Source organism: Lacticaseibacillus pantheris DSM 15945 = JCM 12539 = NBRC 106106 (assembly GCF_001591865.1).
Taxonomy (GTDB): Bacteria; Bacillota; Bacilli; order Lactobacillales; family Lactobacillaceae; genus Lacticaseibacillus; species Lacticaseibacillus pantheris.
In genome coordinates, this window is the sequence record NZ_BCVS01000057.1 from 1 (window position 1) to 15,741 (window position 15,741).

At 52.7% G+C, this 15,741-nt stretch carries 12 protein-coding genes and 2 pseudogenes; 12 read left to right on the plus strand and 2 right to left on the minus strand.

Features of this window, described 5'->3' with window-relative positions; translation table 11 throughout:
* Window positions 1–170 precede the first annotated feature (170 nt).
* From LPA02S_RS07180 to LPA02S_RS07205, 6 genes and pseudogenes are all read left to right on the plus strand, one after another.
* Window positions 171–1,055: a MurR/RpiR family transcriptional regulator gene (locus LPA02S_RS07180; RefSeq protein ID WP_054648370.1), complete on the plus strand. Its 885-nt coding sequence runs from the start codon at window positions 171–173 to the stop codon at window positions 1,053–1,055.
* 39 nt (window positions 1,056–1,094) lie between these two features.
* On the plus strand, window positions 1,095–2,939 hold the full coding sequence (locus LPA02S_RS07185; RefSeq protein WP_056956303.1) for a GGDEF domain-containing protein: 1,845 nt from the start codon (window positions 1,095–1,097) through the stop codon (window positions 2,937–2,939).
* 97 nt (window positions 2,940–3,036) lie between these two features.
* The gene (locus tag LPA02S_RS07190) at window positions 3,037–3,273 is read left to right on the plus strand and encodes a cytochrome b5 domain-containing protein (RefSeq protein ID WP_054648366.1); all 237 of its coding nucleotides are present in this window, start codon (window positions 3,037–3,039) and stop codon (window positions 3,271–3,273) included.
* Window positions 3,274–3,355: 82 nt separating this feature from the next.
* Window positions 3,356–3,784 (plus strand): annotated as a pseudogene (locus LPA02S_RS07195) (fructosamine kinase family protein); the annotation flags it as partial.
* Window positions 3,785–4,086: 302 nt separating this feature from the next.
* Entirely contained in the window at window positions 4,087–5,259 is a 1,173-nt protein-coding gene (locus LPA02S_RS07200) for an RNA-guided endonuclease InsQ/TnpB family protein (protein WP_056956304.1), read from the plus strand.
* A gap of 182 nt (window positions 5,260–5,441) precedes the next feature.
* Window positions 5,442–5,717 (plus strand): annotated as a pseudogene (locus LPA02S_RS07205) (fructosamine kinase family protein); the annotation flags it as partial.
* A gap of 86 nt (window positions 5,718–5,803) precedes the next feature.
* On the opposite strand, the gene LPA02S_RS07210 reads toward LPA02S_RS07205, so the two are convergent.
* Window positions 5,804–5,989, minus strand: a complete 186-nt coding sequence (locus LPA02S_RS07210) for a hypothetical protein (RefSeq protein WP_054648360.1) — start codon at window positions 5,987–5,989, stop codon at window positions 5,804–5,806.
* Between the two features lie 185 nt (window positions 5,990–6,174).
* Between LPA02S_RS07210 and LPA02S_RS07215 the strand changes: the two genes are divergently transcribed.
* The 5 genes from LPA02S_RS07215 to LPA02S_RS07235 all read left to right on the plus strand — a co-directional run bounded on the left by LPA02S_RS07215 (window position 6,175) and on the right by LPA02S_RS07235 (window position 12,953).
* Window positions 6,175–7,020, plus strand: a complete 846-nt coding sequence (locus LPA02S_RS07215; RefSeq protein ID WP_054648359.1) for an aldo/keto reductase — start codon at window positions 6,175–6,177, stop codon at window positions 7,018–7,020.
* 186 nt (window positions 7,021–7,206) lie between these two features.
* Window positions 7,207–9,228 (plus strand): DHH family phosphoesterase, encoded by a 2,022-nt coding sequence (locus LPA02S_RS07220; RefSeq protein WP_056956294.1) that lies wholly within the window; start codon window positions 7,207–7,209, stop codon window positions 9,226–9,228.
* A gap of 285 nt (window positions 9,229–9,513) precedes the next feature.
* Window positions 9,514–9,969, plus strand: coding sequence for a 50S ribosomal protein L9 (gene rplI / locus LPA02S_RS07225; RefSeq protein ID WP_054648355.1), 456 nt, complete (start codon window positions 9,514–9,516; stop codon window positions 9,967–9,969).
* 370 nt (window positions 9,970–10,339) lie between these two features.
* Window positions 10,340–11,725 (plus strand): replicative DNA helicase, encoded by a 1,386-nt coding sequence (dnaB, locus tag LPA02S_RS07230; RefSeq protein WP_056956295.1) that lies wholly within the window; start codon window positions 10,340–10,342, stop codon window positions 11,723–11,725.
* A gap of 61 nt (window positions 11,726–11,786) precedes the next feature.
* Complete coding sequence (locus LPA02S_RS07235; RefSeq protein ID WP_054648353.1) at window positions 11,787–12,953, plus strand: hypothetical protein; 1,167 nt, start codon at window positions 11,787–11,789, stop codon at window positions 12,951–12,953.
* A 117-nt stretch (window positions 12,954–13,070) separates the two neighbouring features.
* Here LPA02S_RS07235 and LPA02S_RS07240 read toward each other — a convergent pair whose 3' ends face one another.
* Entirely contained in the window at window positions 13,071–14,294 is a 1,224-nt protein-coding gene (locus tag LPA02S_RS07240; RefSeq protein ID WP_054648351.1) for an MFS transporter, read from the minus strand.
* A gap of 146 nt (window positions 14,295–14,440) precedes the next feature.
* Between LPA02S_RS07240 and LPA02S_RS07245 the strand changes: the two genes are divergently transcribed.
* The gene (locus LPA02S_RS07245) at window positions 14,441–15,559 is read left to right on the plus strand and encodes an ATP-grasp domain-containing protein (protein ID WP_056956296.1); all 1,119 of its coding nucleotides are present in this window, start codon (window positions 14,441–14,443) and stop codon (window positions 15,557–15,559) included.
* The last annotated feature ends 182 nt before the right edge of the window (window positions 15,560–15,741 follow it).

Here is a 15,741-nt window from a genome sequence, read left to right on the forward strand (position 1 = left end):
TTGGCGGGTTGGAGCCTTCGCCCTAGCTGTGGTTACCGCGTAGTACCCCACGTAAGCCATAGCTCACCGGTTCAACCAACGCTGCCGTCAACCACTAACGTCGCAATCACTAAAATTGCGGGCAACCCGCGCCAGAATGCGGTATGATGGGCATGATAGGGGGCGAAGATATGTCATTGATAGACAACCTCAACCAATTAACCGGCACCACCGCCGCTGAGCAGCGGATTGCCGAATATATTCAGCAAAACCTGACCACCATTCCCACGACGACAACCGAGCAAATGGCCGCCGAGACCTACACCTCACATTCCGCCATTGTGCGGTTTGCGCAGAAGCTGGGTTATAGCGGGTTCGGTGAACTCAAAGCCGCGGCGGCGAGCCTCGCCGAGCAGCAAGCACCCGACTTTGCGACCACCGACGCCGGGTTGCCGTTTCGTGCAACCGACCCACTTGCGGCCATTGCCGATAGCATCGCTAACTACACGTCACGTAGCGTGGCTGATGCCCGGAAGCGGCTTGATTTAGACGGTATCCAACAGGCGGCGCAGGTTCTATTGAATAAGCGGCGCATCTTTATCTTTGCGCAGGGGGATGCGCAGCTGCAAGCGCGCAGCTTTCAACGGGAGCTAGTGAAACTGAACCGTTTTGCCGTCCCGGCGTTGGACTACGCGGATGCTGCTCGCGTTGCCACTAACCTGGATATGCACGACGTGGCGGTGTTGTTCATGGATACCGCGCAGGCCGGTGAGTTTACCCGCGTGTTGCGGTACCTACACGACCGGCAGATTACGACCATCCTGTTGGCTAATCACCCACAAGAAGCCGTGTCGTCGCTGGCCGACGTGACCATCAACACTGATCGTAGTACGCGCGAGCAGCCTCAGGGTGGGACCTTTGCCACCCAGGCGGTGGTGGCCTACACACTCGACACCTTGTTTGCGGCGATGTACGCGTATGAATTCACGGAAAACCTCTTTGCGGATACGCCGACCACGGATGTATCCACACCAAAGATGCCACCAGCAAACGACCTGTTTGGGGACGGGGAGTAGGCGGCAGCTGGTTTAACTAGTATTTTGGGGGCTACGGGAGTGCAAATTTCATCAACTAGCATCAGCGTGCCGATGCTGATTGCCCAGGGGCTCACCATGCTCTTTTTTGCCCTGGGATTCGTGGGGTATTACTCACGCTTTTGGCGTTGGCTGAGTCAAACTAAAACTGCAAAAAGTGGGATCAATCGCATCCTGCGTCTGACCGCACCAGCTGCGGCCATTGTGATTGCCGTGCTCTTCGACCGTATGGCCAGTGGGCGGCTTTTACCTGTGGGCGGATTGGTGCAACACGGCATGAGCCTCTTTGTGGTCACTTTTATTATCCTGGATGCCGATATCTGGCCGAGCGAGTTATTGTTCCGCGTGGCAGGCATGATGACGGTATGGGGCCTCAGTCACGCTGGGCTCGGCTGGGGACCACTCGGCGTGCTGTCGGCAGTGCTAGCCGTAGCGTGGGCGGTTGCCACCTGGTATCTCGGACCAAAGATTCGTTACCACATCTTGCCCCACTTTGTATGGCTAATGAGCATCGCCGTCCTCTACTGGGTGACGATTCCCAGCGCCACTGCGGGGTTCATCATGACGCCAAAGTTGGTTGTCCAGGCCAACCTGCTCTACGCGTTCGCGGTCATTGCGACCGCCGTTTACCTCACCCAAATGCGGCAGGAGGAACGCCAAAGTGCAACGAACGCACGGCGGGTCACCTATGACGCGTTGACCAACGCCAAAACGTACGCCATCTTTCAGCACGATATTGAGCAACAGTTTATTGATGCGCAAAGGGACGGATATCCACTCACGGTGGTCGCGATTGATGTGGACCATTTTAAGCAGGTGAACGACCACTACGGGCACCTGGCGGGCAACGAAATTTTAATTAGTGTGGCCGCGACCTTGCAGGATGAACTGGATCACCATCCCGGCCGTCACCAGCTCTACCGTACTGGTGGTGAGGAGTTTAGCATTATCTTTGGTCACACCACGGCGCCAGCGGCCACGGCCACCGTGCGCAATTGTTGGGCGGCCGTGAAGCATAGCACGTACCACGCACGGCAGTACGCGCTGCAGGTGACCATTTCGGGTGGGATTACCACGGCGCGCCCGGAGGATACCCACGTGGACGCGTTGTTGCGTCGGGCTGACGACAACCTGTACCAAAGTAAGCAACACGGCCGTGATACCCTCACGGTTGAGGGGACGACGTTGCACGACACCGCGCGGGTGCAGCCGCAGCAGTTGTACGCGTACTGCACGCAGCAGGTGTGTTCCGTGGCGACCGGTCACGACGACATCGCCACGGAGGTGTTGGCGGCGCGGTACCTGGCGGCCAAGGATCAGTGGCAGTTGTCCGACACGGCGCGCCCGTTTGAACAGCAACGCGACTTTGTCGAGCAGGTCGCACAGGATATGGGCAAAGTCGCGTTGACGTTGCACCTGACCATCGGTGACTGCCAGGCGCGGCGGACCCGTGAGCGTCTGGCAGCATTGTTGGCGGCCGGTAAACGGCCAGCGCGGCTCCGCATCGTGTTGGACGCACCCGTTACGCTGACGGAGTTGGCCGCGTTGCGCGCAGATTATCGGCAGCTAGCGGTTGGCTTTGTGCTGGCCTTTCCGGATGACGGGGACGACATGATGGTGGAATCACTGTTGCCATTGCTGGACGGGGTGCGGATACCGTTGGCGCTGTTGCGAGCAGCGGGCCAAAGTGTCCAGACTTCCAAGCGGGTAATGGCATTTCTCCACCAGTGTCAGCAACACCACGTGATTATGGTTGCCGACGGGATTGATAACAGCGTGGACGGTGAGTATGTCCGTCAGACGTGGCCCGTTGACGGTGGTCGGGGCTACTTTATGCACCATACGGACCTGCCGCGGATAGACTAATAATTATGCGGTTACTGCTCGTACTTTTGCTAATTACGGTGTAAAATAACAGGCGTAAGCTATCATGATATTAATTAGCACAACAGGAGGCAATCAAATGGCAGATAAAACATTTACGGCGGCCGAGTTGGCCCAGTTTAACGGCGTGGACGGTGCCCCAGCATACGTTGCGATTGAGGGTACCGTTTACGACGTGACCGCCATTCCCCAGTGGGCGGCCGGCAAGCACCACGGCAACCTCGCTGGTTTGGACCAGACGGAGGCTATTAAGCAGTCGCCGCACGGGCAATCAGTGCTGAGCATGCTCCCCGTGGTGGGCAAGTATGTCGGTTAGTGGAATTAGTTAGGGCAAAGGGGCGGCGTGGCGTAGGCTACGCCGCCCCTTTGCCCTAGGATTGGTGACGGAAAGGATTGATTTGATGGATAAAGATTGGCTTCAGGCGTTGCCCGTCCCCACGGTCACGGTCGCCACGCCAGTGAGCGGCGGCGACGTGAACCAAGCGTGGCACTTGCAGACGCAGGACGGGCAGGATTATTTTCTGCTGGTACAGCCCGGTCAGCCGGGGAGCTTTTATGATGGTGAGGTGGCCGGGCTCCGCGCCTTTGCGGATGCGGATGTGCTGGCTCCCCGCGTGGTGGCTCAGGGCACCATTGCGCGCGACGGTTTTCTACTGTTGACCTACCTCACCAGTGGGCGCGGAAGCCAGCGGGATTTGGGTCGGTTGGTGGCGCGGCTCCATGCACACCGGAGCCCAAACGGCAAATTTGGCTTTGATCAGCCCTACGCCGGGACTAGCATCAGCTTTGCTAACCGGTGGGTCGATTCGTGGATCCATCTGTTTGTGGAGGTAATTAACTGTACTTTAAATCATGGAACAAAGCGTAATAATAGGGTGTTATCAAGACGCAATAATTAAGTGGAAGACATCTTGATACCCAGATGTAGTAGTTGCGACTAAATGCAATCATTTGTTGCAATTATTGAACAACCATAGCTTACTCTCCAAATTGTAAACCGCATAGAATAGGCAAAGCCTACTAAACACTATCAAGTCATGCTTGTTGAGTGCCTCACGACCGGCGTAAAATTTAAGGTGTTGAATAGTTGCTGCGGTGCTTTATGTTTAGGTTTGGGGAGTGAGCCAGAATGATTAAAACACACAAGATTAAGTTGTACCCCAATGCCACCATGCAACGCGCATTCCAGCGACTATTTGATTACCGACGTTACTGCTATAACCTGGCGCTCGAAACATGGAACAGTATGTATGATGAGTCATTGTTAATGGACGATAAGTCATTACGGCCCAATGAACGTAAAGTACGTAATGAGCTGGTCAACAACAAGCAAGATTGGCAGTACCGACTCTCAGCTAGGGTCTTGCAGCTGGCAGTACACGATTTAGCTCAAGGGTGGCAGAATTTTTTCAATCCGCAAATGCCCAATCACAGGCAACCCCGGTTTAAGTCCAAGAAACGGTCACGCAATACATTCACAACTGACCGGGCGCAGGTGCTTAACAATAGACTGCGCCTAGACCGACCACGGGGGTGTACATCGTGGTATGACATCCGGATGGCTGAATCAGTACGCTGGATTGGCCAGCTAAAAACCGCGACCGTGGTGGAAGAGGCTGATGGCTATTACGTTGCGCTAGCTGTTGAGGTTTACGAGAGTGTCACGATTAAAAACGGGCACGTTGTTACCGGCGTAGATGCCAACATTGCCCGCTTTGACTATCGTGACGCCACGGGCTACCAATCAGTTTCGACCATGACTGCCAAGTTATTGCGGTTGTACGAGCGTATCACCCATTATCAACGGTTGTTAGCGCGTAAACGATTAGCAAATCCATCCCATTTCCGGTCCCATAACTACTGCGCAACGAGAGCCAAGTTGCAGCGGGATTATCAAAAGGTGACCCGAATTCAACTGGATTTACTGCACAAGTTTACGCACCATTTAGTTCAGGCCAATGATGTGGTCGCGATTGAGGATCTCGATAACTTGCACATGCGTATGAATAAACACTTAGCGAAAAACTTGCATCGCTCGTTATTTGGCAGGTTTAAAGAAATCATGCAGTACAAGTGTACATGGAACGGCGTTAAGCTAGTCATGGTTGATCGCTTCTATCCGAGCACCCAGCGCTGTTCGCAGTGTACCTTCGTCAAAACTGGCGCGGACAAGATTGCCTTAGAGGGCAATCGTCTGCATCGTACGGGGCACGACCAATATATGTGTTATCAATGCGGTGCAAACATGCGCCGAGACCAAAACGCGGTGGAAAACTTAATCCAGTACGCCATGGTCAATTAATCATTCTGGGTATGGCTAATACCTTATAGTTCAAGAGTCAGTCAATGTCGTGCGGATGTTTATCCAAGTGGGAATACTGATGATGACGGGACTAAGTGAGATGCAGAATGTCAATCAAGAAAGGAAATATATAAACCTTTATTGGTGTCCAAGAGACATTCTTCCACATTTTATATAGCAGCGGCAACTTCATGTTTACGCAGGATGGGCGCCCGGCACTGATTGATCCGGCCGCGATGTACGGTGACCGCGAGTTTGATATCGGGGTATCGACCGTCTTTGGCGGCTTCACGCAGGACTTTTACGCTGCGTATCAGGAAGCGTTGCCCCTGGCGACGGGGTACGAGCAGCGACTCCCGTTTTACCGGTTGTACTTGCTAATGGTCCACCTCGATAAGTTTGGCCGCACCTACTACGATAGTGTTGCGCGGACCCTGCAGACGATTCTGGCGGGCTAAAGCAAAGTTGTGTAGACAACGCAAAGAGGATGGCATCACCAAAGCTACTGCTCGCCTTGGTGATGCCATCCTCTTTGCCCAGAAAATTAGTGGTGCTGATGGTACGCCATAAAGAACGCCATGCCCGCATCAATCAGCATAATGACGGCCATCAGCTGCATTGCGTGCGCCATGTTGTTCATGTTCATCATGTCGGTACCAAAGACCAACCAGCATAATATTACGTTCAGGATGACCATGACCCAAGCCATCACCTTTGCGCTTACCTTCATAACAACGTCCTCCTCAATATGTTTGCTGACTTACCCTCAGATACAGTGTAGCGCTTGGGGTGGCATTGACAAAGAGCAATTTGAGCGTAATTGTGCGAGTAAATGAAAGCGTTCTAATATTGGCGGCACGGCGGCGTGAAGCATAGTACAATAACGGTACATGAAACGAATGGGGGAGATCACAAATGCAGACGATGAAAATTGGCACGGAGACGGTTCCGGTACTGGGTATGGGTACTTGGCACATGGGGGAAATGAGCCCGACACGGACCCAGATGGAAGTGCAGAGTTTGCGCTACGGGTTGGACCACGGGCTGCGTGTGATTGATACTGCCGAGATGTATGGTGACGGTGCGGCCGAGCGCGTTGTGGGGACGGCGATTCAGGGTTACCCGCGCGACCAGGTGTACTTGATCTCGAAGTTCTACCCGTGGAATGGCACGAAAGCAGGGGTCCGTAAAGCGCTGACAGCCAGCCTTAACCGTCTGGGTACGGATTATTTGGACCTGTACTTATTGCACTGGCGGGGCAAGGTACCGTTGGCGGAGACCATTGCGACTTTGCAGGAGCTACGCAAAGAGGGATTGATTCGGCAGTACGGGGTGTCCAACTTTGACGTGATGGACCTGCAGGAGGCGTTGGCCGTCGATGGCGGCCAGGGCGTGGTGGCCAACGAGGTGCTGTACAATATGGCGGCCCGCGGCATTGAGTACGACCTGATTCCGCGGCAGCAGTTGGACAAAGTCGCGTTGATTGGGTATTCGCCATACGGTTCGGGTGCGGGTCTGTCCATTAAGTTGCCACAACCACTGCTTGAACTGGCGGCGGACAAGCATATTACGGGGCACCAGTTAATGTTGGCCTGGGCGCTTCGTTCGGGTCAGGTACTCAGCATTCCCAAAGCGGGTACGCCAGAGCACATGGCGGAAAACGTGGCGGCCGCGGAGGTCACGATTACGGCGACCGACGACGCGCTCATCAGTCAGTACTTCCCGGCGCCCGTGGCCAAGGAGCCGCTGAAGGTTATTTAGGCGGGGCATTGTCTGGGGATATTCTATGGCCCCAGGTAGGTGAGTCTTCTAATTCGAATAAAAGCGTTGCACCCCGCAACCTGAAACCGTTTCCCACGTTTTAAGTGTGTGGGGGTGGCGTTCATGTTAAAATAGGCTCGGGTATATGACCAAATTGGGGGGAAATGCTCAAACGAGCCTCATAATATGAAAAACATTCTAAACCGCATTAAGCTACCCGCGTTCCTTGAGAACACGCAGCTGCGTTACGGCGCGGTGGTGATGGTGGTGCTGGCTTTGGCTGGCGTCATCGCCTCCGCCTTTGTTCGTCCGTGGGTAGCACTCATTATGCTGGTCCTCTTAATTGGGCTAGTGGTCGCCTCGTTCAACATGCTGGCGACGATTACTAGGAACACGAATAAATACATCAATGACCTATCATACCGGGTCAAGCGTGGTGAACAAGAAGCCTTAATCAGGATGCCCATGGGGATCCTGATGTTTGATGATGACCTCAATATCGAATGGCTGAACCCGTTTCTACGGCAATATTTTGGTGAGGACCATATTCTTGGCAAGAATCTCAAAGATGTAGATGAGAACCTCGCCAAGATTATTAGCAATGCTGGGGATGATACCAAAACCCAGACGGTGACTTGGGGTGACCACCGCTTTTCGACCGTTGTGCAGAAAAGCATCGGCGTCATTTACCTCATGGACATCACCAACTACGCCCAAATCGAGGAGCGCGCTAACGCTGAACGGTTGGTTATCGGGCAGATTTTCATTGATAACTATGACGAGGTGACGCAAGGGCTGGAGGACTCCGTGGTTTCTGGTCTGCGTAGTTACGTCACCACTACTTTGAGTGACTGGGCCAACCAGTATGGTATGTTTGTGAAGCGGATCGACAGCGACCACTTCATGATGATTGCTTACGCTCAGTCGCTGCACGAAGTAATTACGCGCGATAAGTTCAAAGTGTTGGACGTGATTCGTGAGGAAACGAGTAAACAGAATGCCCCGTTGACGCTGTCGATGGGGATTGCGTACGGTGATAGTGACATTACCACTTTGGCCACCACGTCCCAGAGTAATTTGGACCTGGCACTCGGCCGTGGTGGGGACCAGGTCGTGGTGAAGAGCCATGACGGTGACGCTAAGTTCTACGGTGGTAAGACCAACCCGATGGAAAAGCGGACCCGTGTGCGGGCGCGGATGATTTCGCAGGCGCTCCAGGAGCTGTTTAAGCAGGCGGACAAAGTTTACGTGGTCGGGCACAGCCAACCGGATATGGACTCAATCGGCTCATCGCTGGGGATTCGCCGGATTGCGCAGATGAACGGGAAGGACTGTTACGTGGTTCTGGACCCCGACCACCTGCACAGCGACGTGGAACGGTTAATGGAAAAGGTCACGAGCGACACCGAACTCGCCAACTGGGTAATTACGCCCGAAGCGGCTTTGTCGGGTGCCACTGACCACAGCTTGCTGGTGATGGTTGATCACAGTAAGCCGTCAATTACGACGGCCCCGGAGTTGTTTGAGCGCATGAGCAACCGGGTGGTCATCATTGATCACCACCGGCGGGGCGAGGAATTCCCCGATAACCCGATGCTGGTTTACATTGAGCCGTACGCTAGCTCGACAAGTGAACTGATTACCGAGATGTTCGAGTACCAGCCACAGAGCGCGGCGCCGCTGAACAAATTGGAAGCGACGGCGATGCTCGCTGGGATTACCGTCGACACGAAAAACTTTTCGCGGAGTACGGGGACCCGCACCTTTGACGCGGCGAGCTATCTGCGCTCCATTGGGGCGGACAGTACCAAAGTATCGTTATTGCTCAAAGAAAATATGCATAACTACCTCCAACGCAACCACCTGATTGAGAGTGTGGACATGATTGGTGAGGGACTTGCTTGTTGTACCGGTGAGGAAAATCGGACGTACGATCCGGTTATTGCGGCCCAGGCTGCGGATACGTTACTCAGTTTGTCAGGAATTACGGCTGGCTTTGTGATTACCAAGCGTCCAGACGGCAACGTGGGTATTTCCGCGCGGAGTTTGGGTGACTATAACGTCCAGGTAATTATGGAGCGACTCGGCGGCGGTGGGCATTTGGGTAATGCGGCCACGCAGCTACACGACACGACGGTGGCGGAGGCCAAGCAGCAGTTGGTTGATGCTATTGCGGCGAATGAGGCAGAAAATGACGCCGAGGGCTAGGATTATCATTGGCCTGGTAGGGGACAAGTAGTACAATCGCAGTAGAGAGCGGAGTAGGCCGTTTAGAAAGCAGAGTATAAGTTACTAGCGCCGAAAGGCCCGCACTTGGCCTTTTGGTGCTAGTAGCTTATACGTCGCTTTCTGGCCTGCGCAGCTCGTTTCCAAACCGAGCAGTAACGTGGGAGCGGTGTAGCATTCTCCAGCCATTTCTGTGTTCATCGCGCCTAGAGGTGCAACTCCAAGCGTTACTCAACTCACAGTACAAGAAAGAGAGGACGTAGCAGCATGAAAGTAATTTTTACGCAAGATGTCCGCGGCAAGGGTAAGCGCGGTGAGGTTAAGGAAGTCCCAGATGGCTACGCCCAGAACTTCCTCATCAAGAACGGGAAGGCCAAAGTGGCAACCAAGCAGGCGATGAGTCAGCTTGAGGGTCAGCGGAAGGCTGAGGAACGGCACGAGGAAGAGTTACACGAAGAGGCGCTGGCACTGAAGGCGCAACTCGAGGACGATAAGACGGTGGTGGAACTGACGGCAAAGGCGGGTTCCGACTCGCGGTTGTTCGGTTCCATTCCCAGTAAGCAGATTGCGCAGGCACTACAGAAGCAGTTCCAGCTCAAGATTGACAAGCGCAAAGTTAAGTTGCCAGAACCAATCCGGGCACTAGGCTACACTAACGTGCCGGTTGAACTGGCTCCGGGCGTGGAGGCTAAGATTCGGGTGCACGTCGGGGAGCAACAGTAATCGTACTTAATAACAATTAAGAGTGGCGGTGCCCAATGCTGGGCACCGTTTTTACGTCGGTTGCGTGGTTTAACTTGCAATAGCCGATTAACCTTAAATTACCTAGGCAAGGTTGTTCATGCCAAGTTGGCGATGGGGGTGATGGCAGGTGTCGTGCTTGTGCCTACCATAGTAGATTTAGGCCGCGTCGGTCGGACCGGTGGGCGGAGGCGGGTTGGAGCCTTCGCCCTAGCAGTGGTAACCATGGAGCACCCCACGGAAGCCGCAGCTCACCGGTCCGACCAACGCTGCCGTCGATCACTCAGCCACGACCAATGTACACGCAGGGTGTGCTACAATTTAACCAGCTATTTGAACGGAGGCATACACCATGGATGAACCGACATTAAGTCGTCAGCCACCATACAGCGAGGACGCCGAACAGGCGGTTCTGGGTGGGATTTTGCTGAACCCAGACCGTTTGGCGGACGCGCAGGAGTTGCTCGAGCCGGAGGACTTTTACCGCCGCTCGAACCAACTCATCTTTGCGGCGATGAATTCTCTGAACGACCGCGAAATTAACATCGACGTGGTGAGTGTCAAAGAGGAACTGGAACGCGATAACCACCTCGACGACGTGGGCGGGGTGGCGTATATGGCCGAACTGGCGGACGCCGTGCCGACGTCCACCAACGTGGGTTACTACGCGAAGATTGTCAACGACAAAGCCACCATGCGGCGCGTGATTCAGGCGGCGCAGACCATTGCGGCTAAGGGGTACGACGGCGCCGACGAGCCGATTGACCTGCTGTCTGAGGCCGAGGAAACCTTTAGCCGTATCAGCCAGGGCGGTCGAGATACCGGGTTCCGGGCAATCCGCGACGTGCTCCAAAACGCCATGGATGAAATCGACAAAATGGCGACGAACGACGACCAGGTGACGGGGCTCGCAACCGGGTACCACGACCTGGATCAGCTCACCACGGGCTTTCACGACGACGAGTTAATTATTATCGCCGCGCGGCCTGGGATGGGTAAGACCGCCTTTGCCCTCAATATCGCCCAGAACGTCGGGCGCGACACGAACAAAGCCGTGGCGATTTTCAGCCTGGAAATGGGTGCCGAATCGCTGGTTAACCGTATGTTATGTAGTGAGGGAAGCATTGACGCCACCCACCTGCGTACGGGGAACCTGAACCAGGACGAGTGGGAACGCCTCCTGGTGGCCATGGGGAGCCTGTCAAAGATGAACATCTACTTTGACGACACCGCGGGGGTCAAAGTCGGCGAAATTCGGGCCAAGTGCCGGCGCCTCGCCAAGGATCCGGATGTTGACCTGGGGCTCGTCATCATTGACTACCTCCAGCTGATTGAAGGCTCCGGGCGTGAAAATCGCCAGCAGGAAGTGTCCGAAATCTCCCGGCAACTTAAGAAGCTGGCAAAGGAGCTCAGTATTCCGGTTATTGCGATGTCACAACTATCGCGTGGCGTGGAACAGCGTCAGGACAAGCGGCCCGTGCTGTCGGATATTCGTGAATCCGGGTCCATCGAGCAGGATGCCGACATCGTGGCCTTCATCTACCGTGATGATTACTACCGTGATGAGGACGGCGATGACGACGATGGTGGCGGCGACCAGCAAGAGAGCGACGATCAGGACGTGGGTGAGGTCGAAATCATCCTCGAAAAGAACCGTAGCGGGGCCCGGGGAACCGTGAACCTGTTATTTGCTAAGTCTTTGAATAAATTCGTTAATATTTCCAACCGGACAGAGTAGCGGGTTGCGTCGTGCGCCGAACGGTGTAGAATGCAACCTAACAAGGAAAGAAGGTGACGCCATGAATACGCTTATTCAGAATTTGCGTAGCGCCAAACAACAACACCTACTAATTAACATCTACCAACGGGACAGTGAGGACTTTTATACCGGATACGTCCAGATGGTCGGTGATGACGGGGTCGTCGTGGCCACGTACAACGATGCCGGGTTAGCTGACGGGGCGGCACTGATTACCTATGACGCCGTTGACTCGATTGAGATCGGCGGCCCAGACATTGACAGTATGGAATTCCGCATTGCGGCGGCGACCAAAGAGGACTTTAAGGCGCTACCGGCAGAGCCGCTAGCATTGCCACTGAACAACGAATCACCAATTGCCTACCAGGTCGCTGAAAACATGCGTCGCACTGGCCAGGTGGTGATGGTCATCGCCTTTGACATCGAAAATTACCTCGAGGGTCAGATTACCGAAGTGACGACGGAGCACTTCACGATGGACGTCATCAATAAGTTTAATTACACCGACGTGCGGAGTATCCAGGTCGACTTTGCCAACCTGGGCGTACTCGAATACGATGGGTACGACCTGTTTCTCGCCAGCGCGATGGCGGCCAAGCGGGACTCGTTGCGGCACGTAACGACTGTGCGGCACCTCAATACCGGTAACATGGCCGAGGTGCTGTCTGATGCGCGCGATGAAGAGAGCCTGATTGCCATCGTGGGGCGGCAGAGCATGGACCAGTTCTACGTTGGGCGCGTGGTCGCCGTGAACGAGACGTTCGTGGTGCTCTCCCTGGTGGACATGGGCGGCCAGTTCGGCGGGTACACGTTATTGCGGCTGCGGGGGATTCACAGCGTCATTGTGGCGTCGGATTACCTCCAGTCGATGATGATGTACGAGACTTGGGGACAGACGCACAACTTTGTCCAGGTACCCAAGCTGAACCACGAGCGGGTATTTGATGCCTCCGACGACCTGCTCGGGAACCTCATCGGTGAGGGGGAAGTCTTCGGCCGCGTGTTCCGGTTGCGGACGGCGATGACCAAAGAAACGTTGATTGGTACGCCGACAAACGTCACCAGCGACGGCTTTGACTGGCTACCCTTTGGCGATCCGCAGGCCGAGACGCAGCACTTCAAGATGGTCCAGGTGCTCGCGCTGAGCTTTGGGAGTGTATATTCCTACCTCCAAGAGCAGTGGGTACAGGATAATTCAGATGAATAAGATTGGGCCGGTAACCGTTGTGGTTGCCGGCTTTTTTTATTGGCTAAAATTTTGGAGCGGCTTGCCGTACAAACTAAAAAACCAGCTCGCCGATATGCTGGCGGGCCGTGTATGTGGTTACGCGGTGACTATTTTTCTGCCAATTTGTAGGTAAACAGTCGCGATGTAAATAATAATGAGAACGCCAGCTATGAGTAAGCCTGCTCCCAGCTGTTGCGCAAGCATGGTGGCAATGATGACACCAAGGGGCATGGCGGTTTGAGAGGCACCGAACATAAACGAGAAAACTTGGCCTTGAATATTGATTGGAATATTAGTTTGCATGTAGGTGCTCATTGGTATTTCCATCAGGGATAGTGAAAATCCATAGATGGTTGCAACCACAATGAATGTTGTGAAGCTAATCGTACTTTGAAGAGACAGCAAGCTGACGGTGCCGAACACCGCAACCATGCTACCTAGTAACACCATTGCTTTGGCGCTAGTGGCGATAGGCTTGGCAAAGTTGTGCGTTTTGGCCAGAACCAGTCCCGCAATAAAGGTGCCGAAGCCGGACGCAGTTTCCACGTAGCCGTATTGTTGGGATGAAAATGATAGTGTGTGCATCATCAAAAGTGGAAGGCCGGTGCTGACTAACGCGACAACCAGGTTGATGGCAACCGATGCAAGCACCGAGTATGCGACCAGGGGACTATGGAGGATGGTGGCCAAGTTTATTTTACCGTCGTTAGTTTCCGGATTGTTAGTATTGGTGCCCTGTTCCCTGGAGAACGATAGCAGCACTAAAAATATAATTACCCCGATTGATAAAATCACGCGAAACGCTAGAACAAAGGTAATACCTGAGACGGCGAATAGCGTTGCGCCAATCGTGGGCGCCAGAATTTGTGCAATCGAATTGCCACTTTGTTCCAGTGAATTTAGGCGTTGGACGTCATGATTGCCGACCATCTGAATAACTGATGCCTGGTAGGTGGTTTGGGTAAAAGTATTGGTAATCGCGTTCAGCAAAATCACCGTCAGTGAGCCGAATAGTATCACACGGTGGGATGCGGAATTGATGAACAGTAATAAGTACAGGCTTGCGATTATGACGTTAGTGGACTGGGAAATAATCAAAATCGGTTTGTGGCGAGTATGGTCAATGAGTGTCCCGATTTTGCGGGAGAACAGTAACGCTATTAGTGGCGGTAGAATTTGGGTTATTGCAAACCACAAGGCTGATTTTGAGGCGGATAGAACGTATAGGCCAATTGCAAAGCTGAGTAACCCACTGCCAAAGGTGGATAGGAACCTGGCAGTCGTTGCGATAAATATTTGTTTTGAAGCGGAACCCTGCATAAAAGGTCATCTTCTTTGTATATACTGTTTCTATTAGTGTACTATTTTCATTGCAAAAAAGAAAGAAAATAGCACATGAATATTAAAATATTGACATTTTCAAGCAACGGTGCTTTAATGGCCACAATTACGAAAGGGGTGAGCAAATGTCAAATTTTAAGTCTTTGGTACTAAGAAACAATACGGGCATTGATGATTTGCTTCCACGGCAGCAGGATCGTGATTTCTTGCATCGTATTTATAATAGCAAGCCGGCGTTGTTGAAGGGGATAAACACAAAGTCGATTGTTCTTATTTTGACGAGAATTGAGGATCCTGAAGTCGATCGAGTAGCCACTATGCTCATTCAGAGTGGGTATGGCTATCTCCGTATTAACGCTGAACAACTCATTAATGAAGTGACCGTATCTGTTTCGTTTGACGGTGGAAATGTTGATGGTTATGTCGAAAGCATGGGAGAGCGTGTTGAGATTGAGAACATTGCATTTATTTGGCGGCGACACTTTCACAGCGATTCGTTTAGTCTAGAAGGGTATTCACAGGTAGAGAGTTATTATATTCGCGATAACTGGATTTCCTTGGTTAACTCGTTACGTTCGCTCCCTGATGTTCGTTGGTTTAATGACCCGGAGTCAGAGGACTTAGCTACAAAGCCGGTGCAGTTGATGGTCGCCGCTCAGGATAATATTGATGTACCGCAAACTGTTATTACTAATTCTCCTGTTGGTGTAGGTAAGTTTTTGGATCGTAATAGTTTGGCATTTGTTAAGGCTGTTCATCATCACTTTGTGGAATATCCACGTGACGAGCTTAATAATGCATACGGCTTCTTAATAGATAAGCACAAAAAAATATTAGATAGTGAGATCGCAGTGGTTCCTACCACCTTCCAAAGAAAAATTTCAAACGCGAGTGAGATTAGAGTTTTCTATATTAACGGGATATTCTTTTGTGGTCGGTATCATGATATTCAAAATCCAGACTGGCATTTGGATGGTGTTGGTGACATTGAGGTAGTTCCAACAGACCTGGATACATCAATTAAATCAAAACTGAGTGGGCTTATGGCAAAGCTTGGGCTCAATTATGGAGCAATTGATTTATTGATAACTGACAATAAATGGTATCTGTTAGAGGTAAACCAGTGGGGAGATTGGCTTTGGATGCAGGCGAAGACAGGTCAGAAAATTACGGAGGCAGTAACACAATACATTATTGATACTGGTCTAAAGGCAGATAGCTCCTTGTTGAGTAAAACAAAATGATCAAGTAGCAATATTTTGCTATTAGTCAGGCTATGGTTCTTGTCTAGCCAAACGACGGAAAAGCAGGTGCTCTATGCTTGGCGGTAAATGACGCAAGGAAAATTTGCTTCCATCTAGGAGTTGGTCTTTATTGAAGGAGAATAAACGGATTAGTGGAGATAGCTAAAAGGACTGTTAGTTCG